General features: G+C 47.4%; 28 protein-coding genes. 15 read left to right on the plus strand and 13 right to left on the minus strand.

The genetic code is table 11. From position 1 onward, the window contains the following. Window positions 1–65: 65 nt before the first annotated feature. Window positions 66–455 carry a VOC family protein gene (locus KNO87_RS10005; protein WP_214790105.1) on the minus strand — a complete coding sequence of 130 codons (390 nt, stop codon included), beginning with the start codon at window positions 453–455 and terminating at the stop codon, window positions 66–68. A gap of 80 nt (window positions 456–535) precedes the next feature. Here KNO87_RS10005 and KNO87_RS10010 point away from each other — a divergent pair, with 80 nt between their 5' ends. The 3 genes from KNO87_RS10010 to KNO87_RS10020 are packed head-to-tail and all read left to right on the plus strand — an operon-like array spanning window position 536 to window position 3,822. Then, window positions 536–1,654, plus strand: a complete 1,119-nt coding sequence (locus KNO87_RS10010; protein ID WP_214795928.1) for a GTPase — start codon at window positions 536–538, stop codon at window positions 1,652–1,654. A gap of 14 nt (window positions 1,655–1,668) precedes the next feature. After that, window positions 1,669–2,811: a YcjF family protein gene (locus KNO87_RS10015; RefSeq protein ID WP_214795930.1), complete on the plus strand. Its 1,143-nt coding sequence runs from the start codon at window positions 1,669–1,671 to the stop codon at window positions 2,809–2,811. 48 nt (window positions 2,812–2,859) lie between these two features. After that, window positions 2,860–3,822 carry a 2-hydroxyacid dehydrogenase gene (locus KNO87_RS10020; RefSeq protein WP_214795932.1) on the plus strand — a complete coding sequence of 321 codons (963 nt, stop codon included), beginning with the start codon at window positions 2,860–2,862 and terminating at the stop codon, window positions 3,820–3,822. Window positions 3,823–3,860: 38 nt separating this feature from the next. On the opposite strand, the gene KNO87_RS10025 is transcribed toward KNO87_RS10020, so the two are convergent. The 4 genes from KNO87_RS10025 to KNO87_RS10040 all read right to left on the minus strand — a co-directional run bounded on the left by KNO87_RS10025 (window position 3,861) and on the right by KNO87_RS10040 (window position 6,424). Next, window positions 3,861–4,466, minus strand: coding sequence for a YflT domain-containing protein (locus tag KNO87_RS10025; RefSeq protein WP_214795934.1), 606 nt, complete (start codon window positions 4,464–4,466; stop codon window positions 3,861–3,863). Between the two features lie 12 nt (window positions 4,467–4,478). Further along, window positions 4,479–4,994, minus strand: coding sequence for a YflT domain-containing protein (locus KNO87_RS10030; protein ID WP_214790115.1), 516 nt, complete (start codon window positions 4,992–4,994; stop codon window positions 4,479–4,481). Between the two features lie 111 nt (window positions 4,995–5,105). After that, window positions 5,106–6,008, minus strand: a complete 903-nt coding sequence (locus tag KNO87_RS10035) for a hypothetical protein (RefSeq protein WP_251126185.1) — start codon at window positions 6,006–6,008, stop codon at window positions 5,106–5,108. A 2-nt stretch (window positions 6,009–6,010) separates the two neighbouring features. Then, on the minus strand, window positions 6,011–6,424 hold the full coding sequence (locus KNO87_RS10040) for a methylglyoxal synthase (RefSeq protein ID WP_026824646.1): 414 nt from the start codon (window positions 6,422–6,424) through the stop codon (window positions 6,011–6,013). Between the two features lie 222 nt (window positions 6,425–6,646). Between KNO87_RS10040 and KNO87_RS10045 the strand changes: the two genes are divergently transcribed. Both KNO87_RS10045 and KNO87_RS10050 read left to right on the plus strand, forming a co-directional pair. Next, a complete protein-coding gene (locus KNO87_RS10045) occupies window positions 6,647–8,398 on the plus strand; it encodes a mechanosensitive ion channel (RefSeq protein ID WP_214795936.1) in 1,752 nt (583 codons plus the stop codon). A gap of 104 nt (window positions 8,399–8,502) precedes the next feature. After that, entirely contained in the window at window positions 8,503–9,981 is a 1,479-nt protein-coding gene (locus KNO87_RS10050; protein WP_214795938.1) for an HD domain-containing phosphohydrolase, read from the plus strand. Window positions 9,982–10,012: 31 nt separating this feature from the next. Here KNO87_RS10050 and KNO87_RS10055 read toward each other — a convergent pair whose 3' ends face one another. Both KNO87_RS10055 and KNO87_RS10060 read right to left on the minus strand, forming a co-directional pair. Next, on the minus strand, window positions 10,013–10,315 hold the full coding sequence (locus KNO87_RS10055) for an AzlD domain-containing protein (protein WP_214795940.1): 303 nt from the start codon (window positions 10,313–10,315) through the stop codon (window positions 10,013–10,015). Continuing rightward, entirely contained in the window at window positions 10,312–11,043 is a 732-nt protein-coding gene (locus KNO87_RS10060; RefSeq protein ID WP_214795942.1) for an AzlC family ABC transporter permease, read from the minus strand. The genes KNO87_RS10055 and KNO87_RS10060 overlap by 4 nt, the downstream gene beginning before the upstream one ends. 114 nt (window positions 11,044–11,157) lie before the next feature. Between KNO87_RS10060 and KNO87_RS10065 the strand changes: the two genes are divergently transcribed. Beyond that, window positions 11,158–11,859 carry a CBS domain-containing protein gene (locus KNO87_RS10065; RefSeq protein WP_214795944.1) on the plus strand — a complete coding sequence of 234 codons (702 nt, stop codon included), beginning with the start codon at window positions 11,158–11,160 and terminating at the stop codon, window positions 11,857–11,859. Here the strand turns inward: KNO87_RS10065 and KNO87_RS10070 are convergent. Together KNO87_RS10070 and KNO87_RS10075 are read right to left on the minus strand one after the other, a co-directional pair. Beyond that, the gene (locus KNO87_RS10070; RefSeq protein WP_214795946.1) at window positions 11,839–12,177 is read right to left on the minus strand and encodes an antibiotic biosynthesis monooxygenase; all 339 of its coding nucleotides are present in this window, start codon (window positions 12,175–12,177) and stop codon (window positions 11,839–11,841) included. The two genes, KNO87_RS10065 and KNO87_RS10070, sit on opposite strands and share 21 nt — an antisense overlap. A gap of 76 nt (window positions 12,178–12,253) precedes the next feature. Next, window positions 12,254–13,093 carry a M15 family metallopeptidase gene (locus KNO87_RS10075; protein WP_214795948.1) on the minus strand — a complete coding sequence of 280 codons (840 nt, stop codon included), beginning with the start codon at window positions 13,091–13,093 and terminating at the stop codon, window positions 12,254–12,256. 174 nt (window positions 13,094–13,267) lie between these two features. Between KNO87_RS10075 and KNO87_RS10080 the strand changes: the two genes are divergently transcribed. Beyond that, window positions 13,268–13,486 carry a hypothetical protein gene (locus KNO87_RS10080; protein ID WP_074036747.1) on the plus strand — a complete coding sequence of 73 codons (219 nt, stop codon included), beginning with the start codon at window positions 13,268–13,270 and terminating at the stop codon, window positions 13,484–13,486. A 55-nt stretch (window positions 13,487–13,541) separates the two neighbouring features. Beyond that, entirely contained in the window at window positions 13,542–14,009 is a 468-nt protein-coding gene (locus KNO87_RS10085; protein WP_214795950.1) for a hypothetical protein, read from the plus strand. A gap of 17 nt (window positions 14,010–14,026) precedes the next feature. Here the strand turns inward: KNO87_RS10085 and KNO87_RS10090 are convergent, their stop codons facing one another. After that, window positions 14,027–15,130, minus strand: coding sequence for a glycerol dehydrogenase (locus KNO87_RS10090; RefSeq protein ID WP_214795952.1), 1,104 nt, complete (start codon window positions 15,128–15,130; stop codon window positions 14,027–14,029). A gap of 373 nt (window positions 15,131–15,503) precedes the next feature. Here KNO87_RS10090 and KNO87_RS10095 point away from each other — a divergent pair, with 373 nt between their 5' ends. From KNO87_RS10095 to KNO87_RS10115, 5 genes are all read left to right on the plus strand, one after another. Then, the gene (locus tag KNO87_RS10095; RefSeq protein ID WP_214795954.1) at window positions 15,504–16,163 is read left to right on the plus strand and encodes a type 1 glutamine amidotransferase domain-containing protein; all 660 of its coding nucleotides are present in this window, start codon (window positions 15,504–15,506) and stop codon (window positions 16,161–16,163) included. A gap of 110 nt (window positions 16,164–16,273) precedes the next feature. Further along, window positions 16,274–16,699, plus strand: coding sequence for a DMT family transporter (locus KNO87_RS10100; protein ID WP_214795956.1), 426 nt, complete (start codon window positions 16,274–16,276; stop codon window positions 16,697–16,699). Between the two features lie 14 nt (window positions 16,700–16,713). Next, window positions 16,714–17,388 (plus strand): Crp/Fnr family transcriptional regulator, encoded by a 675-nt coding sequence (locus KNO87_RS10105; protein ID WP_214795958.1) that lies wholly within the window; start codon window positions 16,714–16,716, stop codon window positions 17,386–17,388. An 11-nt stretch (window positions 17,389–17,399) separates the two neighbouring features. Then, a complete protein-coding gene (locus KNO87_RS10110) occupies window positions 17,400–17,873 on the plus strand; it encodes a DMT family transporter (protein WP_214790148.1) in 474 nt (157 codons plus the stop codon). A gap of 99 nt (window positions 17,874–17,972) precedes the next feature. Then, window positions 17,973–19,292 (plus strand): hemolysin family protein, encoded by a 1,320-nt coding sequence (locus KNO87_RS10115; RefSeq protein ID WP_214795960.1) that lies wholly within the window; start codon window positions 17,973–17,975, stop codon window positions 19,290–19,292. Window positions 19,293–19,302: 10 nt separating this feature from the next. Here KNO87_RS10115 and KNO87_RS10120 read toward each other — a convergent pair whose 3' ends face one another. Beyond that, complete coding sequence (locus KNO87_RS10120; protein WP_214795962.1) at window positions 19,303–20,487, minus strand: amidohydrolase; 1,185 nt, start codon at window positions 20,485–20,487, stop codon at window positions 19,303–19,305. 128 nt (window positions 20,488–20,615) lie between these two features. On the opposite strand from KNO87_RS10120, the gene KNO87_RS10125 reads away from it, so the two are divergent. Further along, the gene (locus KNO87_RS10125; RefSeq protein WP_015880351.1) at window positions 20,616–21,164 is read left to right on the plus strand and encodes a LemA family protein; all 549 of its coding nucleotides are present in this window, start codon (window positions 20,616–20,618) and stop codon (window positions 21,162–21,164) included. 18 nt (window positions 21,165–21,182) lie between these two features. Beyond that, window positions 21,183–22,070: a zinc metalloprotease HtpX gene (gene htpX / locus KNO87_RS10130; RefSeq protein ID WP_214796187.1), complete on the plus strand. Its 888-nt coding sequence runs from the start codon at window positions 21,183–21,185 to the stop codon at window positions 22,068–22,070. A 285-nt stretch (window positions 22,071–22,355) separates the two neighbouring features. Here the strand turns inward: htpX and nagE are convergent, their stop codons facing one another. Next, window positions 22,356–23,846, minus strand: a complete 1,491-nt coding sequence (gene nagE / locus KNO87_RS10135; protein WP_214695709.1) for an N-acetylglucosamine-specific PTS transporter subunit IIBC — start codon at window positions 23,844–23,846, stop codon at window positions 22,356–22,358. Continuing rightward, complete coding sequence (locus KNO87_RS10140; RefSeq protein WP_251126635.1) at window positions 23,843–24,691, minus strand: PRD domain-containing protein; 849 nt, start codon at window positions 24,689–24,691, stop codon at window positions 23,843–23,845. Before KNO87_RS10140 ends, nagE begins: the two co-directional genes overlap by 4 nt. Window positions 24,692–24,693: the final 2 nt, after the last annotated feature.

Here is a 24,693-nt window from a genome sequence, read left to right on the forward strand (position 1 = left end):
CTAGGAGGTTGACATAAAGTTTGCAATTGTTTTCACAAACTTTCAAGAAGTTATCAAGAAACCGTTCACATCGTTGCCACGAGTTCAACTTTGATACGGTCCGGGTCTTCAAAAAACAGTGCTGTATAGTTCGGACCACCTGCGTGAGGGAAACGGTCCGCATACAATTCGCGAAACCCGTGTGATGTGAGCTGTTGTCGAATTTCTTCTAATTGCTCGAGTGATGAGGCATGAAACGCCAAATGATTCAGACCAGTCTTTTTTCGATGATAGGGCGGAGAAAGGTGATCTTCCTCTGTCTGGACGAAAACGAGATATGTATCTCCGTAACGATAGCTCCGACCTTCTGGCCACGATTGGTAAAGTGTGTACGCCAGTTGGTCACAGAGGAGCCATTCCCAGGCACGCACACTGTCATCAAGGTTGGATACGTACAGTTCAACATGGTGAAGCATGAGAATCATCCTTTCGATGGACGTTTGAAATCGGTCCGTTCGGTATAATTGAACTATACAACGAATGGGGGAGGAAGCATATGGATCGGACAGGGCTCGTCTCGAATATTTTGATTGCCGGGAAGACCGGTGTCGGAAAGAGTGCGTTCATCAATTATATATACGGTCATGACGTCGCCGAATCGCGTGCCGGAAGTCCGGTCACCGCAGAAGGGCTTCATGAATACGAGTATTACGATTTAGAGCGAGGCATCTTATTTCGTTTCTTTGATACGTGGGGGCTTGAAGCAGACCGTTCCGAAGAATGGCATCAAGCTATCCTATCCATTGTTCATCAGCGCGAAGGTGCCCTCGATATCGCAGAGTGGTTTCACACCATCTATTATTTGTTGTCCGTGCAATCAGGACGTGTCGAGGCATACGAGCTCGAGGCAATTTTAAAGCCGTTATATGAACGGGGGAGCAACGTCACCCTCATCCTGACCAACTTCAATGAGGAAGATCCGATGAGTGTACAGAAGGCGGAAGCGATGGAGCGAGTGCTGTTACGCGAACTTCCGATTGAAGAAGGAGACATCATCCGTGTCAACAGTGTCGAAAAGAAGTTACTGACGGGGAAACGTGTCCCGGTGAGAGGGTACGAAGAGGTGTGGAAACGGAATCGAACGAACTTGTGGAAAGACATTGAACGAAAACTTCCCATCAATCTGACGAATCATCTCATAGAAGAATTGGAAGATTGGCGCATTCGAAGTATCACGTCAGCGGAAAAAATCCGCATGCTGACTCCGCAAGCGATGATCAGTTGGAAAGCCCGGAATATTGAAAAGGATTTAGAGAAAACGCTCGAACAGGCGGCCGTGACGACCGAAGACGCGATGGCAGAAGGGGTGCGTCACTATATCCAACTCATGCAGCGGTATCCTCTGGTCGGTGAGCAAGCCGATCATCTATTTAGAACGAGACGAGTCGAGCTCGGATTTGACTATTCGTTCGGGAAAACAGTCCGAAAGATGGTTCTCGGAATGATTCCTGGGGTGCACTTCATCTACTGGGCATTCAAGCGCCGAACGGCAGAACGAGGCATCAAAAAGGCCATCAATCAACAATATGCATCTGTGAAACAAACGATTGAAGAACAGATTCGACGTGGCTTTGAGCGCGAGATGCGTCAACTTGGTCAAACGCTCAACTCATAAAGGGGGAAACGAGAATGGAATCGACAAAACGGTTTGATTTTAAAGAATATGATTTAAAAGCGGAGCTCGATCGCCTTCGTGGCAATGTGAAGAAACCGAACATCCTCATCGCAGGAGCGACCGGGGCTGGGAAAAGTTCGGTCGTGAACCATGTGTTCGGTCGTGATTTGACGAAGGTGGCGGCGGGAGAGCCGGTCACTCGAGGAATTCACCAATATAAGAGTGAGGATATTGCGGTCACGTTGTTTGATAGTGAAGGATATGAAATCGGCAGCGCACGGCAGCAACATTATGAGGAAGAAGTCATCGGTTTTGTGGAGAACGCAAAGCGACAAGAGGCAACGAATCGAATCCATCTTGTATGGTACACGATCAACGCTGCGACAAAACGTGTCACGCCTCTCGACAAGACGCTCATTCGTCGTCTACGTGACTCGACTGCTGTGGCTGTCTTATTTACACAAATCGACCAAGTCGATTTGGATGAACTGACGGCGCTACGAAGTGAACTAGATGAGGTCGTATCAGAGGAATCCGTCTTCCAAGTCAGCATTTCCCCAGAAATATTGAATGATGAGACGTTACGACAGTATGTCGATTGGGAACGGTTAATTGTGTGGTCGGTCGAACAGTTAGACACTTCATTACAGGAAGGGCTCTTGATGGAGATTCAGGCAGAGAGTGAAGCGATGCTCAAGTTAAAGCGGAAGAAAGCGAATCGAATCATCTCAGGCTATGTGGCGAGTGCGGGGACCGCTGCGGCAGTGCCACTTCCATTCGCAGATGCCGTGGCATTGACACCGATTCAAGTGACGATGAGCGTCCACCTGTTCCGTTATTGGGGTGTGAAGGCGAGTGACGATTTACTGAAGACACTCATTGGAAGCACGATCATCCCACAAATCGGTCGTACGCTATCGAAGACGCTACTATTGAACGTAATGAAATTCTTCCCTGGAGCGAACGCCGCAGCTGGTGTCATTAATGCAACTGTCGCCTCGGGGATCACGTGGGCGATAGGACTCACCATCAACGAAATTGCTTATCGAAATGCGATGGACTCCTCAAAAACAATCGAGCAGTTGTTGAATCAAGAGTTCGGCTCCTTGTTTGAAAAGTTCCTGAAACAAACTCCGAAGTCGGATCAACCATCTTAACGGCTCCCTTTTGTTAGACTACAAGTAAGTGTAGAGAGGGGGAGAAAGATGAAAAAACGAATCTATATTACGCGGCGTTTGCCGGAAGAAGCAGTCGCGCCACTTCGTGACCATTATGATGTACGTATGTGGGAACATGAGGGGGAAAGTGTCCCACGTGAGGTTCTTTTAGAAGAGGTGGCAAGTGCACATGCACTGTGGACGATGCTCAGTGACACGATTGACCGCGAGGTATTTGAACGTGCAACGAATTTAGAGGTCGTTTCCAACTTGGCTGTCGGCTATAACAACATCGACTTGAACGCAGCGAAAGCGAAGGGAGTCATCGTGACGAATACTCCGGACGTCTTGACCGAAACGACAGCGGACTTGACGTTTGGACTCATGATGATGACGGCACGGCGTCTCGGTGAGGCAGAGCGTGATTTACGTGCTGGCGAGTGGAAGTCTTGGCTGCCGATGGGGTATGTCGGGATGGACCTTTATCAAGCGAAGCTCGGCATTATCGGCATGGGACGGATTGGTGAGGCGGTCGCACGACGGGCACGAGGGTTTGATATGGAGGTGCTGTATCACAACCGGACGCGTCGTCATGAGTCGGAGTCGATGTACGGCTTCACGTATGCGGAAATCGATGAACTGTTGACGCAATCTGATTTCGTCGTCGTTCTCGCTCCGCTCACGGATGAGACTCGAGGCATGCTCGGAGCTGAGGAGTTTGCCAAGATGAAAGAAACGTCGATTTTCATCAATGTGGCTCGTGGAGAGATCATCGATGAACAGGCGTTGTATGAGGCACTCAAGGCGAAGAAAATTTGGGGAGCGGGACTCGACGTGTTCACGAAAGAACCGGTCAATCTCGATCATCCGCTATTGACGCTTCCGAACGTGACGACACTGCCGCATATCGGGAGTGCCTCGATTCGAACGCGTCTCGCGATGATGGCGTTGAACCGAGACGCTATCGTGAACGTGCTGGAAGGAAAAGAACCGAAGAATCGATTGACGTAAATAGAGCCTGACGCGGACGCGTCAGGCTCTTCTTATAATTAAAAACGTCGAATGTTGTCTGGGTCTTCGACGTCATTTCGGTAAGCACGATCATCGAGACCACGTAGTTTTTCTTCTCGGTCAGGTTTCTTCGTTTCTTCGTCTAATTTATCTTGTTCTGGGTCCACCGGGTGACTTGAATCGACCGTCTGGGCTTCATGATAAGGTTTCGAATCGATCTCTAATCCGTCGTCTGTATGACTACCGAGATGAGTGGATGATGCGTCTTGATACGGTTTCGCGTCAACCGTCACCCCGTCCTGATGACGACGTTCAAAATCTTCATCGACGTAAACGAGAATTTTACCGGCCTCGACATCGTCATAGTGACGTTTCACTTCATCTTCGCTAAGTCCCATATTTCGTAAACCGGCATGAACATCTTCATGTCCGCTTAAGAAGGATCGGACCTTATCGAACCAACTTGTATGATGTGCAGCTTCCGTATGAACGTCTGTGTCCCGTCTCAAAATCGATACGTTGTCTTCATGCTTCGTGACGACGTAAATGTGTGAGTCCTCGTACCCTTTTGCGCGTAACTCTTCAATTTTTCCAAGCGCCGCATCTTGTGTGTCGTGCATACTGATGAATCGTTTCTCGTTCATAGTAACTCCTCCTTATAGTCGTCGATGGTCTTCTAAACCTGAATGTCCGCGAACAATCGGGTCATCCTTTGTACCTTTTGGTTCCTCGTCATGGTCGTTGAATGGTTTCGCGTCAAACGCGATTCCATCTGCCTCTTCCCCTTTGTCATGATCGAGTTCGCTATCTTTTTTATACATATTCGGATAGCGGTCGTACGAATGGCGATCGACATAGAGTAAAATCTGACCTTCATCGATGGCGTCATAGTATTGCTCCGCCTCTGCATCGCTAAGGCCCATGTTGCGCAGCTCGTCACGGATACGGTCACTTCCATGTAGGAATGCTTTGACGCGATCGAGCAAATTCACATCTCGAACCCCAGCCTCGGCATTTACATCCGTATGGTCACGTAAAGCAGAGATTTCCCCATCTCGTTTGGCGACGACATGCATATTTTTCTCGGCTTCCCCTGCAGCCCTTAATTCATCTACTTTATGCATGACTTCTTGTTCCGTCTGAAACAGACCAATCATTTTACGTTCTGACATCGAATACCCCCTTAGATTTTGTCACTCTTCAATTAGCGTCACAATAGGAGTAATTTCCGTTCTGTCCAAAATCGAAACAAAAAACGCCATCTCCTTAAAGGAGTGGCGTGGTTAGTAGTAAAGCATGAGCGTGTCGTCACCGAGTGAACAACGTGTGCTCTTCCAGACGAATTCAATCAACGTCCAGATGGCCATAAAGCCGCTGATTGCCAAGAGAATGAGAGCATACAGTGGAGTCAATTGAATGACAAACGACCAACCGAGCATCATTAAAAGCGGTTGAATCAAAAAGATGGATGTAACGTAGACGACTACAATGAGTAGAGCAAATGCGATTCGTCTTCCGAGCGTTTGGATGTGGTGCCGAAAGCGGGTCAATACACCAAAGATGGCACCAGTCACGAGGACGGGTAACAGGAAGGCTAAATAATCTACCGGATAAGTCGACATTGGGGCAGTGAATAACCGTCCGCTAAATACATCGTCGATGACGAGCAGTAAGTTGGCGTAGGAAAATGCCAAAATCATACCGAGCAACCAGCCAAATCGGTTCCAAATCGCACGTGACGATTTGAGTGCTTCGATTTTTGTATAGGCGAGGAATGCAAGGTCTCGTACTTCAATCTCTTTTAATGAGAGTTTCGCTTCATCCAGTTGATTGACGGCCCAATCGAAATCTCGATTCGCCTGAGCTTTTTCATGAGGTTTTAATTCATCCGAGGCCTCGATCAAAACGTGGTAACGACGTCGATATTCTTCATTTGTTTCTGGTTGTTCAATGAGGAAACGAGCATACTCGTGCGGATCTTGGTTTAAGAGGCCGTCTAACGACTGTCCACTTTTCTCCGCATGGCGGATGTAGCCGGCGAGTGCCAGTAAGAGGCGGTCCGCTTCCGCCTCATTTCCAACTAGTTCAATCAGGCGCTTTCGCACTTCGTTAAAAAACTGTTGGACGTTCGGGTCGTGAATCATATTCGGTTCCAGGGAGATTCCTCTCCTTTCTTGGTTTGTCATGGTCACGCAGGTGGTTCGTCATTATGAGAAAGTTTGAGCGACTCAAAATCACCTTGTTCGATGCTTCGAATCAAAATCTCACTTCCGCCCATGTTTGTTGAAAGGGGGATGGAATAAACGTCACACAGACGCATCAATGCGCTCACATCCGGTTCGTGAGGTTGGGCAGTCAATGGATCTCGGAAGAAGATGATCATATCCATCTCTCCGCGTGCGACGGCAGCTCCAATTTCTTGGTCCCCTCCAAGCGGTCCTGAGCGGAAACAATGCACCGGTAACCCAGTCGCTTCCGCAATCCGTTTACCTGTCGTACCCGTTGCGAATAATTGATGTTTTTCTAGAATATGTGCATACGTTTTAATGAGGACAATCAAATCGTCTTTCTTTTTGTCGTGAGCCACTAAAGCGATGTTCATTCGAATTCCTCCTAAAATGACTTCTCATGTTATTCGTATCATATCTCGAGTGATTTGACACGAGTTCTCTCTTAACTAACGTACCCAATTCCGATAAATCGTAATAGTCATGTAAACGAGTTGTTATGTGCATGATGTTTGATGATTTTGAAATATAGGTATTTAAAGAAGGAGCACTGTTAAGGAAAAGCAATCATTTCATAAAAAAAGGAGGAAGATTCGATGAACAATACGACGTATAACTTCAATTCGTTCATGTCATGGCTACCAGAGCTTTTGCTGGCAATTGTTATTCTCGTAGTCGGTTATATCTTGGCGAAAGTATTGGAAAACGTGACACGAAAAGCATTGAAGAAGGCACGACTCGATGAGCGGGCCGGTATTAAAAAAGAGGGGGAAAAAGGAGATAAGTGGACGCCTGAACGCATTATTGCAAAAGTGGTGTTCTTTGGAGTCTTACTTCTCGCATTCCTGATCATCTTTGAATTTATGAACGTTCCTGCAATCACAGAGCCGTTCAGTCAGATTTATGAAGGATTCTCTGGATTGATTATTGGTGTCATTAAAGCCGGTTTGATTTTACTCGTTGCTTGGGTCATCGCTACTCTTTTGAAAAAAGGGATTCAAATGGCGGGACATCGCTTGAATTTGAGCAAGTTGATGGAAAAGACAGGACAAGAATCGACAAGTGTCAACCAAACGAAATGGGTCGATACGGTCGCGAATATCGTCTTCTATCTCGTCCTCTTACTTGCATTACCGGCTGTACTTGACGCCCTTGGACTTCGTGGGGTCAGCGGACCATTCGAGGACTTGTTAAACAGTTTCCTTGGATTCATTCCGAAGCTTGTCGCAGCAGCCCTCATCTTCGCAATCGGTTATGTCGTCGCGAAGATCGTCCGCGATATTTTGACGAAGTTCCTCGAGGCAGCAGGTTTAGATCGATTGGCAGAACGTTTCCATCTTTCTGACTATGTAAAAGGATCGAGTCTTGCGAAAGCGATTGGTACAATCGTGTTCATCTTCATCATGATTCCGGTCACAATCTCAGCACTTGAAGCGCTTGATATTCGAGGTATCTCGGAACCAGCGATTGCGATGCTGAACGATGTCCTTGTCATGATTCCGGACATCCTTGTTGCAATCGTTCTCGTCCTCGTCGGTGTGTTTGTCGCAAGATGGTTGAAAGGTGTTGTCGTATCGCTCCTTGAAAACCTTGGCGTCAATTCACTGGCTCAAAAAATGGGCTTCGGGGAACGCGCATCTTCGATGTCAATCGCCCAAGTGGTCGGTGTCATTGTCCAAGTAATCGTGATTTTACTCTTCGTATCTGAGGCACTTCAGGTCGCGAATCTCGAGTTCATGGCATCTCTCGCAACGGCAATCTTCGCTTACTTGCCAATGGTGATTGCAGCACTCATCATCTTGGCGGTCGGCTTCTGGTTGGCTAATATGGTAGAGCGTTTGGTCGGAAGTGTCCTTGTCGATGGAGCAGGACAACCGAGCGCACTTCGTTACGTAGCGAAATACGCGATTCTCGGTCTCGTCTTCTTCATGGCAATCAGTCAACTTGGCATCGCGCCAATGATTGTCAATACGGCATTCCTTCTCATTCTCGGAGCAGTGGCTCTCGCCTTCGGACTTGCCTTCGGTCTTGGTGGTCGCGAGACGGCGGCACGCTATTTGAAAAAAGCGGAGCAACGTATTGATGAAACAGAAGTGTCAAAAGAAGGGCTCGAGCAAGAAAAAGAACAGATGAGTCGTGAAGCGGAAGCTGCGAAGCATCAAGCAAAACAAGGTGTTGAGCAGTCGAAGCACGAAGCGGAACAATCGAAGCAAGAGATGAAGCGAGACGTTCATGATTCAACGGGAGATCACGTTGACGGACCGGAACCAAATCCGTTCCACGAAAATATCACCCCGGATCAAGACAATCGTTCACTTGATGACAATGATGGTCCGTTGCGTCCTTAATTGATTCTTTCACGGATCTCCCATGCGGAGATCCGTTTTTTTTATGTTCAACGAAAGCATTCATCTAGTCGATAATAAAAGAAAAGAGTCTAGGGGTGAGGGGAATGTTTAAACGATTTCAACGAACACTCGTAATCAACTATATCATCGGATCAGGATTAGCCGTTTTTGGAGTGGGTGGAGTCTTTATTTTTCAGACGCTTGATTTGTCCGTTCGTGAGGTGTTGTTGCTATTGACCATCATGCTAGGCTCAGGGATTATCATGATCACATCCGAACTTTTCTTATACCGCCGTCACATTCGACCGATTCGACAGTTTTTTGCGACCGACACACCGACAATTGATGAATTGACGTCAGCGTTCGAGCAAGCGAGTCGATTCCCGATTTTAACGGTACAGCGGATTCTAGGTCCGCATTTATTTGGATTATCCATCCCGTCAATTGCTTTGACGACCCTTTGTATTTATTATGATTGGATTGATTTACCGTATCGTTTGATTGGGCTAGCCGCCATCGGTGCTGTCATGATTGCCGTGTTACATGCATTGATTGAATATTTTTTAACGGTACGGTCAGTGGAACCGCTTCTTGTGCATATGAAGGATAAGCACTATGAGCTCTTTCATCAACCTATCCATGCAACATATCAATCGTTTAGTGTCCGAACGAAATTATTGATCAGCATGCTCATTACAGGTGTCTTTCCGATTATGCTGTTTATGTTGGCTTCGAGCGTTCAACTTTCGACCTCGACACGCACCGATACGTATTGGAACTGGGCGTTCGTGATTCTCGTCATCATTGTCGGGATTGCGGTGTTATGTAGTTTCTTACTTTATGACAACATCAAACGTCCGATTGGACTTTTGACATCGGGAATCGAACAGATGGAGTCAGGACGACTCCAAAAAATCGAAAATCCCTATTTAGACGAGTTCGCCCAATTGATCGGTGGCTTCAACCAAATGGTTGAGACGGTGAACGCTCGAGAACAAGAGAATGCGCAACTGCTAGATAGCCTCTTCATTTTGTTTGCCGCAACACTCGATGCACGTGACCCATATACAGCAGGTCATTCGGAACGTGTAGCGATGTACTCGGTGGAACTTGCCCGTGCCCTTGATTTGCCAAAAGAACAAATCGATTTACTCAATAAGTCAGCACTGCTTCATGACATCGGGAAAATCGGAATTCGCGACGATGTCCTGTTAAAAGAGGGGAAGTTGACAGACGAAGAGTTTTCAAAGATTCAGGAACATCCGACAATCGGCATTCATATTTTGAGTCAAATCCATTTGCCGGCATCACTTCAACCCATTTTAGCCGGAGTTCGATCTCATCATGAACGAATCGATGGAAAGGGTTATCCGGATCGCCTAAGTGAAGTCGATATTCCTCTATTTGGGAGAATCATGGCCATTGCCGATGCTTATGATGCCATGACATCAGACCGACCTTATCGATCGGGAATGCCGGTTGAGAAGGCACTTTCTATTTTAGAGAGCGGTCGTGGCACACAATGGGACGCCGAATTCGTAGACGTCTTTGTACGACTTCGTCGACAAGCCATCTCTGCATGAAAAAGGAGCCGCACCTCGTGTGCGACTCCTTTTACAATAAGGTTTGGAAGGCGTAAACACCGAACACGGCTCCTATGACGACAACGACGAGATTAACGCGGAGTAGCGCAAGCGTCGTAGCAACCACCCCTCCGAATAAGGCGGACGTCGTAGTGGTTGTGGAGGATAAGACCCCCGGAAAGATCAAACTGGCCAATACCGCATAAGGGATGAAGGAGAGAAATCGTTTCATATATGCCGGTAACGCCAATTCCTTTAACCACAGTAGCGGAATGACGCGAGGGAGGTACGTGACAAGAGCCAACCCTAGGACGAGCAGAAACAACGATATCATGTGACCTGTTCCTCCTTAAATACAAAAGCACCGATTCCGGCTGCAACAACGGTCGCGATGATGATTCGGATGCCGTCTGAGATTGGAAAGAACGGTGTGATGCCCCAGTGAAGTATCGCTTGAATCATGATGGCGAAACTCGCGACAACGAAGACGGGACGAGTCGTCAATGAAGGGACGAGTAACCCGATAAACATCGCATATAGCGCAATGCCCATGCTCGCCTGTAACGTGCCGGGAAGACCGAAGGCTAGGAAGACGCCAATCCATGTACCGATATTCCAAGCGAGAAAGGCAATTGTATTTAACCCGAGGACGAACAGACCAGAACGTGCCTCTTTTCGAGTGGACGCGATACTAAACGTTTCATCCGTCACTCCGAAGGCGATGGTTGCTAATAGTTTTCGAGACGTCGTTTCAATTCGTTGTGACAACGAGGCGGACATTAAAAAGTGTCGCGAGTTTAGAATGAACGTGGTCAGAATGATTTCCCAATACATCGAACCGGTCATCAGCAATTGCACGGTGATGAACTGACTCGCTCCCGCGAAGATGAAAAACGACATAGATAACGTGATGGCGTTTGGAAGATCAAACGATTTTGCTAAAAGCCCAAAGGCGATGGCAATCGGGATGTATCCAATTGCAACGGGAATACCTGCCCGAAGGCCGGCACGAAATGTCGATTGTTGTGAAGATGGGGATGTGGATTGAATCGAAGTCGCCATGACAGCCCTCCTTAAGAATCAAGATGATTTCTATGTCATTCGGGATGAATGGACGGTTTCCTGCTCAAACGATGAAAAAGAGGGTATACATGTATCGTTAAGGAGGGTGGTCACATGAGTCGTGCTGAAGAATTTTTGGCCTCTTATCATCGAATCGAGGACTACTTGAGTCGAGAGATGGGAGATGGACAACATTTCAGCTTTAGCAACATGGTGAATCGGTTAGCGAAACAAAACCCGATCATCGACCGTTATAAAGAAGATTTACATCAAATGAGTCAACTGCGAAATGCCATCGTCCATGAGCGACGAGAACCTGATTTTATTATCGCGGAACCACATGAATCGCTCGTTGAATTGATTTTAGAGGTGGAACGGGAGCTACTTCATCCCCGTCTCGTCATCCCATTGTTTGCGAAATCCGTGGTGACGTTTCAGTCAGAAGACTTTTTGACGGAGGTGATACGCGAGATTCGCGACAAAAATTACTCGCAGTTTCCGGTATATCACGACAATGGCTCGTGGCGTGGTCTACTGACGAAAAAAGGAGTGACGAGTTGGCTGGCCGAGACAATCGACGGGACCAACTTATCACTCAAAGGAGTGCGCGTGAAGCATGTGCTTCATCATGATCCACATATGCATCGTTATCGCTTCATTCGAAAAGATGCTACGGTCATCGAGGCACAACATTGCTTCACACAAATGAAAGAGGGCGCACGATACGACGCCCTCCTGATTACGAATACCGGTAGCCCGGATGAAACGTTACTTGGAATCATTCGCCCTCAAGATTTACTGAACGCGCTCCGTTGAGGCGAGGTGTTCAATGGCGACCTCGTATTGGGTGACGGTGTTGCCGAGGACAATCGGTTTCACTTCGGACGTCCCGTCATCCCGTTTTTTATGGGCATGTTTGTAGGCATTGCTGTCACGCCAGTTCTCAAAGCTTTCCGCATCACGCCATGTGGTCATGATGACCACATGATCCATTGCCGCATCAGACGTATCTGTTAACACTTGCATACGGACAAAGCCATCCATCGCTTCGATTCCTTTTGTCGTTTCGAAGCGTGCTTTGACCGCATCGACCTTTCCTTTTTCAACATCTAGTTTGTTCATCACGATCCACATCACGCATTTCCCCCTATACGAATAAGATGACTCCATTATAACGTGAACGGAGAAATGCCTGAAAAAGGATGCTCACTCAACGTTGGTTCCACCATTCTTCAAACGCCCAATTCTTTTGCTTCATCATCGTCGCTTCATTCACCCCGACATAGCGCAAATGCCATGGTTCATAATTATAGCCGGTGATCTTTTCTTTTCCTTTCGGATAACGGACGATGAAGCCGTAACGATGTGCGTTTTGGATCATCCACTTTCCTTCAGGTGATTGGTCAAAGGATTCATATAACCCTAGTCGCATGCGTTGACTCGTCATATCTACGGCTAACCCGGTTTGATGTTCACTATGACCGGGACGGGCGACATATTTTGAAGCGTATGCGACCCCGCGTGTATTGACCCAGTAAGTGTATAGTGATTTTTGGGTCGAATAGGAGCGATAAGCGCTGAGTGCGTACAACGTATGACCTTGCTTCCGACCTGCGTAATACAATTTCGCCAGTGCGTAAGCGGCTTCCGCTGTCATCAGTGTACGCTCACTCCCTTTTTGATAGACAGTTGGGACGGTTAAGGTCACAAGTTGTGGGGAACGATAAGTGGACGGGAGTCCATACGTTTTATTAACAAGTCGTAACCGATCGGCCGTAGGCATTTTAGGGATACCGGCTTTCAGATTAGCGGTCGGAGTGAAGTACTTTGCACTTCCGATATAAACGTTTGCCCAACTCCGGTTATACGTGGTGTAACGGACCGGTATATTCGTTCGTAACGTCTTTAACACAGGAGAAGATTGCATTGCGCGACCATATAAGTAGGTTGTTTTAATCGTATAACCTGGTTGTGGGGACGATGATGCCGCCATCACCGGCGAGGTCTGAAACAGCAGCAGACAAATGATCAAGATACGCAGGGACTTCATGGCAAAAAGCCTCCTCTTGGGTTAGATGATGTTCCTTTTCCCGTTTTCTTGATGGACTGAGCATCTTTTATCCATCCTTAGGTCGGATGAGGATACAGCTTGGGTCCGATGAAGCGAGACACCAAATCCGATACAATAAACATAACGAATGAGATCGTAGAAAGGAGTGAGCGAATGGAAGTCTTATTTGGATTACCACTGTTGTTGCTCGTCCTGTTCTTTGCCTTTTTATACTTTAATATCAAAGGGCTATCGAATATGTGGAAGGACTACAATCGCACGAAATCGATGATTCCGCTCGGGTTCTTCATCGTCGGGATTATTGGGATTTTCACAGGGGTGTGGACGTGGCTCGTCATTTTGATTTACTACGTCGTCCGACCGAAAGACTAAACACTGTATGCAGACGCATACGGTGTTTTTGCTATACTAAGGACGAGGTGTTGAGATGGAGAAGTTAATAAAAGCATGGTTTATCGTGACATTGATCGCGTTTGGGATCTTCAAGCTTGGTGAAGTGATGACAACCCCTTATTCGGAAACGCCGAGTGAAGGGAATGTATACTGGATTGTGCTCTTGATTGGCTGGCCGTTTCTATTATTATTCATTTGGATTACAATCCGGATGACACGTCGAGTCACAGCATCCGTGCGACCAATCGGGAGAGTCGTATTAGGTTTGGGTAGTCTCATCATGGCCGGGATTGCTTGGGTGACCAATCAATCGCAAGCGACGTCTCTTCGGGAAGGAATTCGTTTATCTACGAACGAGTCTTTCGCAGAAGGATGGAACCAATTCACGAATATCATCTATATGAACCAACTGACTTTCTTTTTCCTGACAGTCAGTTGCATGGGGATTGGAGTTGTCCTTTCGTTTCTCCCGACTAAAAAACAGCGAGAAGAAGCCGTGTGAGCTTCCTCTCGCTATTTTCATAAACGCTCTTGATAAAGACGGGCATATCGGTCGGCCGCGATGATCGCATCAGCCACTTCTTCAGGCGTGACATCAAAACCGCTATGAATGGTTTCACCTTCTGCCGTGGCAGCTTTTCCGACTTTCAAGATATCTTCTCGAGATGCATCTTTCAATTTAATGTCTTCGAGTGTGACCGGTAAATCGAGTGCCATATAAAAGGCAACGTACTGCTCGAATTCTTCTTGAGGACGTCCTTCGAGTGCGAGTTGCACGAGTGTTCCAAATGCAACTTTTTCACCGTGCGTCAAATGGTGGATGTCCCCCTCTAACGCGGTGAATCCATTGTGAATGGCGTGGGCAGCAGCCAAGCCACCACTTTCAAAGCCGAGACCGCTCAATAAGGTGTTGGCTTCAACGATGGCTTCGAGCGCAGGTGTGACGACTTTTGCTTTGACGGCTTCATACGCTTGAATGCCGTACGTGAACAGCACTTCTTCACACCGTTCGGCAATCGCTTCCGCCGCAAGCGTCGGGACACCACCGGCCATCGTTTTCCCTCTAAATGAAAGAACGCTTCGCACTTCAACCCACGTCGCTAAAGCATCGGCAATGCCTGATGCAAGGAAACGTGGCGGTGCCTGTGCAATCAACTCGGTGTCCACTAAAACGAGGTCTGGATTCTTTTTATAAAAACGATAGCTTTCGAAATTGCCTTCATCTGTATAAATGACTGAAAGTGCGCTCGTCGGTGCGTCTGTCGAGGCAATCGTCGGTACGATGACGATGCGCGCATCCAATTCATCTGCAACCGCCTTTGCCGTATCGAGCGTCTTACCGCCACCGAGACCGATCACAAATGCTGTACCGCTCTCTTTGGCGTCTGTGGCGATTCGAGTAATCTCATGTTTCGATGCCTCTCCGACAAAATCTGCTTTCGTCGACTCAAGATTGCTCGTCTCTAGCGACGTTGTCACACGCGAACCGATTAAATCCCACACGACGTCATCGGCGATGAGTAAAGCTTTTGAACCGAAATGAGCGACGAACTCTCCGATACGATCAATCGTCTGTTTCCCTTGCACATACTTAGCCGGACTGATGAAAATACGTTCTGACATAGTGAAATTCATCCTTTCCTATTGGTTTTTTTGTAAGTGCTTACAACGCCATCATACTACAGTTTGTGAAGGAATGTCCGTGAAGATTACATGAAGATCTTCAACTGACCGAGCACAAGCAATAAGATGATGATGGCGACAACAGCGAGAAACCCCCAGTCATTCATTCGTTTCGTCATACGAGATATCCCCTTCATTGTTCAGAGTGACGATTCATCCTCAGTATAGAAGGATATACAAAAGAGGTAGGCTGAATAAATCACCAGGTCAAAAATAGAAACACCTCATGATGTCGAGACAGTTCATCAGGTTTAACGGATGATGAATCGGGAACAATAGTGTCGTATGTTGATTATTGAAGGAGGAATTGAGTATGTCGAAACATGTACTGATTGTCACAACGTCAGCGAATGAATTATCAAATGGCCATGCAACGGGACTTTGGCTTGAAGAGTTTGCCGTTCCTTACTTGTTGTTTGAAAAAGAAGGGTACAAAGTGACGGTCGCAAGTATCGAAGGTGGAGACGTGCCAATCGATGCGAATAGTTTAGAGGATGGCTTGTCAGAAGATATTTTAAATACACGCGAGTTGCTCAAAGACACAGCGCGTCTCGATCAAGTCGCAGACGAGTCATACGACGCAATCTACTTGCCTGGTGGTCACGGGACAGTCGTCGATTTCCCAGAAAATGAAACGCTACAGCGCGTGATTCGCAACGTATACGAAAGTGGAAACATTGTTGGAGCGGTTTGCCATGGACCGATTGGATTGGTCAATGTGAAGCTTAGTAACAATGAACCACTCGTCAAAGATAAACAGGTGACAGGATTCACCGACGCAGAAGAAAAAGAAATGCAACTTGATTCAGCTGTACCGTTCTTATTGGAGACGGGACTTCGCAATCAAGGCGGACAGTTCAAAGGAGCCGACAACTGGGCGGTGAATGTGGCAGTGGACGATCGACTCGTCACAGGTCAAAACCCTCAGTCTTCTGAAGCGGTCGGGAAAGAACTTGTCAAATTGCTCGGATAAATATGATGAAGCAACTTCGATCATTCGAAGTTGCTTTTTATTTTTGGACATATGTCCTATTCAAGCTGTCATTCTTTTTGTACAGTCAGACAAAGAGAGAGGGGAATGACATGGGAGTTATATTTGCCATACTATCTGGCACGTTTATCGCGTTACAAGGGATTTTTAATGCCAAACTAGGAGATGCAGTAGGGGCATGGATGTCTGTCACGATCGTCCATTTCGTCGGACTTCTATTAGCGCTCGTCATTTATTTGTTCAAACGAGATGCTGACATGACGGCCTTCAAACGTGTCCCTTGGTATTATAGTTTAGGCGGACTGTTTGGTGTATTCGTCGTATTCGGCGAACTGACAGCGATTCAACAACTTGGTGTGACGTGGGCAATCTGTGTCCTGCTTGTGGCACAATTGGTAGGAGCATTTATCATCGATTTGAACGGCTGGTTTGGTGTCAAACGAAAGCCGATGAATACGGGACAGGTCATGGGACTCGTCTTGATGGTCGTCGGTATCGGAATTTATACATTCGCGTAAGGAGTTCAATTCCAATGATGAATATTATGGATGCACTGACACGTTTGCAGTGGGATCATCTTTTTTCTAACGAAACGCTCGAAGCTTCTTCTTTAGTCACTTATGAATCCGGGACAATGCTTTGTTCGAACAATCAACATATTGAATGCTTGTTTGTCGTTCTCGAAGGACGTGTCAAAATTTATACGCTGAGTGAAGAAGGGAAGTTGCGCTTGCTTCGTTTAAAAGCTGCACCTACCCTGATTGGTGACATCGAATATGCGAGTGGTCGTAACGTGTTGCATACCGTCGAGGCGGTAGGTCCGGTAACCTGTTTACGCATTCCGTTCGAGGTACTTCGTCGTCATAATCGTACGGTCGAATTCACGGAACATCTATTGCGCGGGGTATCTGAAAAACTGTTCATCGAGGCAAACGCCTCATCCAATCATCTCATGTCGACACTTGAAGAACGGTTGGCTGGTTATTTGATCTCGCTTAGCGAATCAGGTAATGAGCTGTTTCAAGCTGAGATGAGTCAACTGAAGCGTAAAGAAGTCGCCGAATGGCTGGGGACCAGCTATCGTCATTTGAATCGGACGTTGCAGGCGTTCGTCGATGAAGGATTGGTCAAACGAACGAGAAAAGAAGTTGTCATATTAAATAGTGCGCGATTGAAAGAACGTGCGAACGGCATGTTTTATGAGTGAGGAGCGATTACATGGTTTTTGGAATTATCTGTTCAGCAGTGGCCGGAGCATTTATTAGTGTCCAGGCAGCGGTCAATGCAAAAATGAATACAAATTTAGGAGCTTGGGCGACAACGGTACTGGTCTTTATCGTCGGTTTGGTCGGATCCATCATCCCGTTGTTATTATTCGGAGGCAATCTTTCCGGATTACGTGACGTCTCTCCCATCTATTGGCTTGGTGGGTTACTTGGTGTAGGTGTCGTGTATTGTGTCATGCGGAGCATCCAGTTACTTGGACCAACGCTATCGGTATCCCTTATCCTTGTGTCCCAATTGATTTGGGCGTTACTGGTCGACTTGTACGGTGCCTTCGGGATGCCTCAAATCACCTTGTCGTCTGGACAAGTCGTTGGGCTTACGGTCCTGCTCGTCGGAGTGATTCTCTTTAAGCAGTCCCAAACCGCGGCCATCGCCAAACAAGCTGTCAACGAAGCCACTTCTTGAGGAGTGGCTATTTTTCTGAGCAAAACGGGTACAGGTTGGTAACGATTTTTTGATAAAATGAAGCAGTATGGTTTAAAAATTAGCTGAGGTGATAAAAAAGTGGATTCTTCCATAGTGATTGATTTGTTGATTGTTTTGTTTTTGATTGTGTTGAACGGGATTTTTGCGATGACAGAAATTGCGCTCATCTCATCGAAACCTGCAAAACTTGAGGTTGAAGCAAATCGAGGGAAACGAAGTGCGAAGATTGCGCTTCACTATTCGAAAGACCCGACAGATTTGTTGTCGACCGTTCAAGTCGGAATCACATTGATTGGGATTATTAACGGGGCCTACGGGGGTGCGCGCTTCTCGGCTCCTCTCGCATCGGCGTTTGAACAAGCCGGGATGAGTACGCAGTATGCCGGAACGGTAGCTTATGTGGCCGTCGTTACAATCATTACGTATTTGTCGCTCATCATTGGTGAATTGGTACCGAAACGGATTGCGCTCGTCTCGCCTGAAAAAGTAACGATGGCAATCATTCCTTCGCTTGATTTATTTAGCAAGTTGATGCGCCCATTCATTTGGATTTTATCGAAATCGACGCTCTTCTTATTCAAGCTACTTGGGTTGAAGGCAGAACAAACAAGTGGAGAAACAGAGCTTGAGATTAAGCAGCTTCTCTTTGAAGGGGCACAGCAAGGTCAGTTTGCTCACGAAGAAGTTCAGCAAGTTGAACGCGTCTTTGCGTTCCATGATCAGTTGATTTATGAACTGATGCAACCTCGGACGACGCTCGAATGGGTCGACTTAGAGGATGACATGGACGACATGAAAAAATCGATTTACGAAAGTAAGCATAACAAGTTACCAGTCGGTCGCGACTCGCTCGACGATTTTGTCGGATATATCGATGTGCGTGACATTTTGACGTTACCGACATTGCGTGAGCCGTCACAGATTTTAAAACGCATCAAGCAACCGCTCATCGTTCCAAAGCAACGAGAGGCGAGCCAAGTGCTTCAGATGATGCAGAAAAATGGTGTCGAGATTGCCTTTGTCTTAGATGAATATGGTGGATTCCTCGGAATGGTCACGTTATTCGATATTTTAGAAGAAATCGTCGGAGAGGTCATGATTGAAGAAGATACACCGGAAGTGGTTCGTCGTGAGGACGGATCGTATTTGGCGGATGGGTTACTCGGAATCGAGGATTTGAAACGAACGTTCGAGATTCGGGATGACCGATTCGACGAAGGACGTAATTCGTACCATACGCTCGCAGGTCTCGTCATTTATGCACTAGGCGATTTTCCGAAGCGGGGTGACGTGGTCGAAGCGTACGGTCTTCGCTTTGAAGTCGTGGACATGGACGGGAAGCGTGTCGACCAAGTACTTGTCTCTGAATTACAACATCCAACCAAAGAAGAGGATTGATGCAATCGCATCAATCCTCTTCTTCGTGTGTCATCCACGTGCGTTGTAAAGCACCAAGTAAAGTTTGAGCCGTGTGTAACATCGCCCGTTCATCTACATCGAAACGAGGATGGTGATGAGGAAAGATTGCCGCAAGCTCGGGATTCCCGGCTCCCGTGAAGAAGAAGCTACCGGGCACTTGCTCTACATAGTAGGCGAAGTCTTCACCGACCATGAGCGGTGCCATCTCGATAACACCATCTGAACCGACGACGTCAATTGCGCTTTGCCGGACGTGTTCCGTTTCCGTCACATGATTGACGACAGCTGGATACCCTTTTATATAGTCGAGCTCGTACTCGGCATCGCTCGCAGCACAGACGGAACGGATGATGCGTTCCATATCCGTGATCATCTTTTCTTGCGTCTCATGGGTGAATGTACGCACGGTTCCAGATAACTTCGCTTCTTCGGCTATCACGTTGAACGCTTGACCGGAATGGAGAGTCCCGATGGTGAGAACGGCTGGTTCGAGCGGGTCAACGCGTCGACTGACCACTTGTTGGAGATGATTAGCCACGTTCACGGCGACCATGAGCGCATCGACCGTATGTTGCGGAATCGCGCCATGTCCACCTTTTCCTGTAATGGTCAATTCAAATCGATCGGCTGCAGCCATGACGGGACCTGTTTTCACGCCAATCGTTCCGAACGGGAGCGGCGTCCAAATGTGTGCGCCGTATACATAATCTACGTTGTCGAGACACCCGTCTTCAATCATCGGTTTGGCACCCCCTGGAGCCAACTCTTCAGCGAACTGATGAATTAACACGACGTCTCCCGGAAGGTCCATCTCGGTCAACACTTTCGCTAGGACGAGAAGTGTCGCCGTATGGGCATCGTGTCCGCAAGCATGCATGACCCCATTTACTTTTGAACGATAGGGGACATCTTTCACATCTTGGATCGGAAGGGCATCAAAATCGGCACGTAACGCGATGGTCGGGCCGTCACCGCCTTTGATTCGACCGACGACACCATTACCGCCAACGTGTTCACGCACCTCGATTCCAAACGCACGGAGATAAGAAGCAATCATCTTTGGCGTTTCGACTTCTTGAAAGGACAGCTCTGGATATTGGTGAAAATGGCGCCTTAGTGACACCATCTCTTCGAACAACTCTGTCAAACGTACTTCGGCATGCGTGACGATCATTGCGAACACTCCTTTGTGATTACCGTGTCAAGAAATGAATCCATTTACAAATTGTTATGAAAGTTAAGCTTATCTTATACGAGTAAAGGGAATTAATACAGGAGAAAATGAAGAAATGAGGTGCCAACATGGGGTGGATTATTGCAATTGTAGCGGTTGTCGTGCTCGTACTCATCTATTTTTCGATGTACAACGGGCTCGTCAAATATCGGAACTGGGTCGATGAGGCATGGGCTCAAATCGATGTTCAGTTGAAGCGGCGGTATGATTTGATTCCGAACTTGGTCGAGACGGTGAAAGGGTATGCGAAACACGAGCAAGAGACGCTTGCGAAGGTTGTTGAACTAAGAAATCAGCTTGGTGAGAAGTCGAATCGTCAAGATCAGATGGCGGTGAACGACCAACTGAGCGGGGCGTTGAAAAATCTGTTCGCGCTTCGTGAAGCGTATCCAGACTTGAAGGCGAATGAGAACTTCAAAATGTTGCAGGAAGAATTGACGCAGACTGAAAACAAGGTCGCTTACTCGCGTCAGCTCTATAACAATACGGTCATGAAGTACAATACAAAAATCGAATCGGTACCGACGAATATCATCGCGTCCGTCCATCATTTCGAAAAACGCGACATGCTTGAAGCACGTGCTGAAGAGCGCGAAAACGTTCGCGTGTCGTTTTGATGAATCGAGGTGGCAGCTATGCTCCTCTATGAACAGATTCGAAAGAATAAAGTGAAGACCGTTTTCATCGTCACGGGGTTCGTCTTATTCGTTCTTCTCGTAGGGGCAGCCATCTCCTATGTCAACTACGGGGACGCAATCCCAGGGTTGATTTTCACACCAATCTTCTCATTGTTTTATGTCGGTATCGTCATCATGTCGAGCACGAACATCGTCATGAAGATGAATCGGGCGCAAGAGGTGACCTCGGTCGAAGAGCATCGTTTTTTATGGCATACGGTCGAAAACATGGCGATGGTCGCGAGAGTACCGATGCCACGCATCTTTATCATCAACGATTCGTCACCGAACGCATTTGCGACGGGGTTGAAGCCAGAAAAGGCGGCCGTCGCCGTCACGACAGGGCTGTTGGAGCGCTTATCGCGCGAAGAAGTAGAAGGTGTCATCGCGCATGAGGTCGCACATATAAAAAACTATGATGTGCGTCTCTCTACGGTCACGCTCGCACTCGTATCGGTCATTGCCATCATGAGCGACATCGGCTCACGTATGTTATTTTTCCGAAGCATCAGTGGAGGGAGACGCGATCAAAATCAGAATCCAATCTTCCTCATAATCGGGTTCGTCTTATTGGTGTTAGCCCCGCTCATCGCGATGCTGATCAATATGGCGATTTCACGTAATCGCGAGTTCCTAGCAGATGCAAGTGGAGCGGAACTGACCCGTAACCCGGATGCCCTCGCCTCAGCGCTTGAGAAGATTGCAAACGTCGAGACACCGGTCGAGCAAGCGTCGAGTGCCTCGGCCCCACTTTACTTCTCCGACCCACTCAAGAAGAAAGTGAGCGGTTTGTTCTCGACGCACCCTGATCCAGTCGAGCGGATTTCCCGACTTCGTCAAATGTAAGAAGAGCCTGTCCAGTTGCGGCAGGCTCTTTATGTTACACTGAACTGGGAAAATAAGGGGGTGGGTGAGTTGGATAAAAAGATATACATAGGTTTAGGAGTCGCTTTACTAGTCGTATTATTTTTATTTGGGCTAGGACCATATATTGTGCATACAGTACTTAAGGTCTTCATGTGGCTCACGCAATATATTTTGCCATGGATTTTCCTCTACTATTTCGTTCAATTTTATAAACAATATGCACAAAAACAAGAAAAGCCACCTGAATGAGGTGGCTTTCGACGTTTATCCTGCGCGGTGGCTACGGATTTTTTCAATCTCGTCGAGAACGAACTGAACGTTTGTACCGACGATGACTTGGATATGATTCGGGCTGACGACTTTAACGCCAGGAATACCAGCTTTTTTGATTTGATCTTGGTTAACGGTATCCATGTCTTTGACATCAACGCGTAGGCGTGTGATACAAGATTCGATTCCTGTGACGTTGCTGTCACCGCCGAGACCATCATAGATCATGTTCGCCATCGCTGAGAATTCGTTGCCAGAGGCAGATGCGACCGGCGCCACTTTCGTTTCGCCGTCTGTCGTTTCACTTGCGACTGCATCAACGACTTCATCCGGTTCACGACCTGGTGTTGCCAAGTTGAGCTTCACAATCATGAAGCGGAAGATTGCATAGTAGATGACTGCAAAGACGAGACCTTGAACGAGTAACATGTACGGTTGGTTCGCAAGTGGCAAGCGTGAGCTTAACACGAAGTCAACCAATCCTGCACTGAACCCGAAACCAGCTGTCCATTGGAACGTTGCCGCGATAAAGAGCGAGATTCCTGTAAGGACTGCGTGTACAAGGTAAAGAACCGGTGCGAGGAACATGAATGAGAACTCGAGTGGTTCAGTTACACCTGTAAAGAATGAAGCGAATGCAGCTGCAAGAAGAAGAGAAGCCGCTTGTTTCTTCCGTTTTGTCTTCGCTGTGTGGTACATCGCAAGTGCTGCGGCTGGGAGACCGAACATCATGATTGGGAAGTAACCCGCTTGATACATCCCAGTTACACCTTTCTCACCTTCACCCGACCAGAAGTTTCCGATGTCGTTAATGCCAGCGACGTCGAACCAGAAGACTGAGTTGAGGGCGTGGTGAAGACCTGTTGGAATCAAGAGACGGTTAAAGAACCCATAAAGTCCGGCACCAAATGCGCCAAGCTTAGAAATCGATTCCCCGAATCCGACGAGACCTGTATAAACGACCGGCCAGATGAAGTAAAGCGCGACCGATACGAGGATCATCGAGAAGGCTGTCATGATTGGAACGAGACGCTTCCCACTAAAGAACGCGAGGGCGTCTGGTAATTTAACGTGACTGAAACGATTATACATCGAAGCGGCGACGAGACCTGAAAGAATCCCGACAAACGCGTTGGCAATCTTGCCGAACGCCGGGTTGACGGCTTCGACGTCGACACCTTGGAACAAGGCGACCGTGCCAGCAGAGAGAAGCGTCGTGACAGTCAAAAAGGCAACGAGTCCACTCAGTGCAGCTGAACCGTCGCGGTTTTTAGCCATACCGAGGGCAACCCCGACTGCGAAAAGAATTGGAATGTTATCGATAATCGCGGCACCCGCTTTAATTAGGAAGGCGGCTGCAATGTTTTCAGATCCCCAGCCGACTGGGTCAATCCAATAACCAATCCCCATGAGAATCGCAGCTGCCGGAAGTACAGCAACCGGTAACATGAGGGAACGTCCGAGACGTTGGAAAAAGTTCATCATTTTTGATTTCCTCCTTTTTGGTGGTGTTGATCTTGTAGACGTTGAATGTGGAGCGTAATATAGCCAAGTTCTGACTCGGGCAAGACGATGCCATATGTCTCTTCCATTTCTTTTGCGACATCAGATGCGCACGCATAGGCAGACGTGAATTTCGTCTGAATCATGCGGAGCATGTCTTCATCAATCGTATGATGATCGTAATGGTTGACCCGATCCATGACGAACCGTAAATGAGTTAATAATCGTTGGTAGGATAAGTCATCTTCTTCAATGGATACATCGAGTCGTCGTGAAATCGATTGAATCATGTCGCGGACAATCGTTGTCTGTTTGACCGTCTTGCGTAAATCACCTCCTTTCACTTTCATCGTATGGATATGAAGCGCGATGAACGCGGCTTCGTCTTTCGGCATTTGAACATTGAGTTTGTCAGCGATGTGTTCAATCGCCCACAGTCCAATCTCGTACTCATTCCGATAGAGAATCTTAATCTCGTTCAACAATTTGTTTCGTAGTGAGATGCCTTCCATCTCCCGCTCGATCGCAAATGAGATATGATCGGTCAAGACGATGTGGATGTGCTCGTTGAACGATGTCTCGAGACGTTTCTCTGCGTATGAAATAATGTCCTCGGAGACAGTGAAGTGTTCGACCGGGATTCGGCTCAACAACTGTTGGAACTTGTCATTTTCCGGCATGATGAACAACTTTTCGATTTTATGGGGATTCACGATGTCGTTCTTCGTCTTTTTAAAGGCGACGCCAGGACCAATCGCAATCTTTTCTTCTCCATCGTCCGAGACGATGACCGCATTGTTATTTAGAATCTTTTTGATCTTAATCATGT

The organism is Exiguobacterium sp. s34 (genome assembly GCF_018617435.1).
Lineage (GTDB): Bacteria > Bacillota > Bacilli > Exiguobacteriales > Exiguobacteriaceae > Exiguobacterium > Exiguobacterium aestuarii.

Coding starts and splice junctions, on each gene's coding strand:
- KNO87_RS10005 (WP_214790105.1), bottom strand. CDS start 455: ATGCTTCACCATGTTGAACTGTACGTATCCAACCTTGATGACAGTGTG.
- KNO87_RS10010 (WP_214795928.1), top strand. CDS start 536: ATGGATCGGACAGGGCTCGTCTCGAATATTTTGATTGCCGGGAAGACC.
- KNO87_RS10015 (WP_214795930.1), top strand. CDS start 1,669: ATGGAATCGACAAAACGGTTTGATTTTAAAGAATATGATTTAAAAGCG.
- KNO87_RS10020 (WP_214795932.1), top strand. CDS start 2,860: ATGAAAAAACGAATCTATATTACGCGGCGTTTGCCGGAAGAAGCAGTC.
- KNO87_RS10025 (WP_214795934.1), bottom strand. CDS start 4,466: ATGAACGAGAAACGATTCATCAGTATGCACGACACACAAGATGCGGCG.
- KNO87_RS10030 (WP_214790115.1), bottom strand. CDS start 4,994: ATGTCAGAACGTAAAATGATTGGTCTGTTTCAGACGGAACAAGAAGTC.
- KNO87_RS10035 (WP_251126185.1), bottom strand. CDS start 6,008: ATGACAAACCAAGAAAGGAGAGGAATCTCCCTGGAACCGAATATGATT.
- KNO87_RS10040 (WP_026824646.1), bottom strand. CDS start 6,424: ATGAACATCGCTTTAGTGGCTCACGACAAAAAGAAAGACGATTTGATT.
- KNO87_RS10045 (WP_214795936.1), top strand. CDS start 6,647: ATGAACAATACGACGTATAACTTCAATTCGTTCATGTCATGGCTACCA.
- KNO87_RS10050 (WP_214795938.1), top strand. CDS start 8,503: ATGTTTAAACGATTTCAACGAACACTCGTAATCAACTATATCATCGGA.
- KNO87_RS10055 (WP_214795940.1), bottom strand. CDS start 10,315: ATGATATCGTTGTTTCTGCTCGTCCTAGGGTTGGCTCTTGTCACGTAC.
- KNO87_RS10060 (WP_214795942.1), bottom strand. CDS start 11,043: ATGGCGACTTCGATTCAATCCACATCCCCATCTTCACAACAATCGACA.
- KNO87_RS10065 (WP_214795944.1), top strand. CDS start 11,158: ATGAGTCGTGCTGAAGAATTTTTGGCCTCTTATCATCGAATCGAGGAC.
- KNO87_RS10070 (WP_214795946.1), bottom strand. CDS start 12,177: ATGTGGATCGTGATGAACAAACTAGATGTTGAAAAAGGAAAGGTCGAT.
- KNO87_RS10075 (WP_214795948.1), bottom strand. CDS start 13,093: ATGAAGTCCCTGCGTATCTTGATCATTTGTCTGCTGCTGTTTCAGACC.
- KNO87_RS10080 (WP_074036747.1), top strand. CDS start 13,268: ATGGAAGTCTTATTTGGATTACCACTGTTGTTGCTCGTCCTGTTCTTT.
- KNO87_RS10085 (WP_214795950.1), top strand. CDS start 13,542: ATGGAGAAGTTAATAAAAGCATGGTTTATCGTGACATTGATCGCGTTT.
- KNO87_RS10090 (WP_214795952.1), bottom strand. CDS start 15,130: ATGTCAGAACGTATTTTCATCAGTCCGGCTAAGTATGTGCAAGGGAAA.
- KNO87_RS10095 (WP_214795954.1), top strand. CDS start 15,504: ATGTCGAAACATGTACTGATTGTCACAACGTCAGCGAATGAATTATCA.
- KNO87_RS10100 (WP_214795956.1), top strand. CDS start 16,274: ATGGGAGTTATATTTGCCATACTATCTGGCACGTTTATCGCGTTACAA.
- KNO87_RS10105 (WP_214795958.1), top strand. CDS start 16,714: ATGATGAATATTATGGATGCACTGACACGTTTGCAGTGGGATCATCTT.
- KNO87_RS10110 (WP_214790148.1), top strand. CDS start 17,400: ATGGTTTTTGGAATTATCTGTTCAGCAGTGGCCGGAGCATTTATTAGT.
- KNO87_RS10120 (WP_214795962.1), bottom strand. CDS start 20,487: ATGATCGTCACGCATGCCGAAGTACGTTTGACAGAGTTGTTCGAAGAG.
- KNO87_RS10125 (WP_015880351.1), top strand. CDS start 20,616: ATGGGGTGGATTATTGCAATTGTAGCGGTTGTCGTGCTCGTACTCATC.
- htpX (WP_214796187.1), top strand. CDS start 21,183: ATGCTCCTCTATGAACAGATTCGAAAGAATAAAGTGAAGACCGTTTTC.
- nagE (WP_214695709.1), bottom strand. CDS start 23,846: ATGATGAACTTTTTCCAACGTCTCGGACGTTCCCTCATGTTACCGGTT.
- KNO87_RS10140 (WP_251126635.1), bottom strand. CDS start 24,691: ATGATTAAGATCAAAAAGATTCTAAATAACAATGCGGTCATCGTCTCG.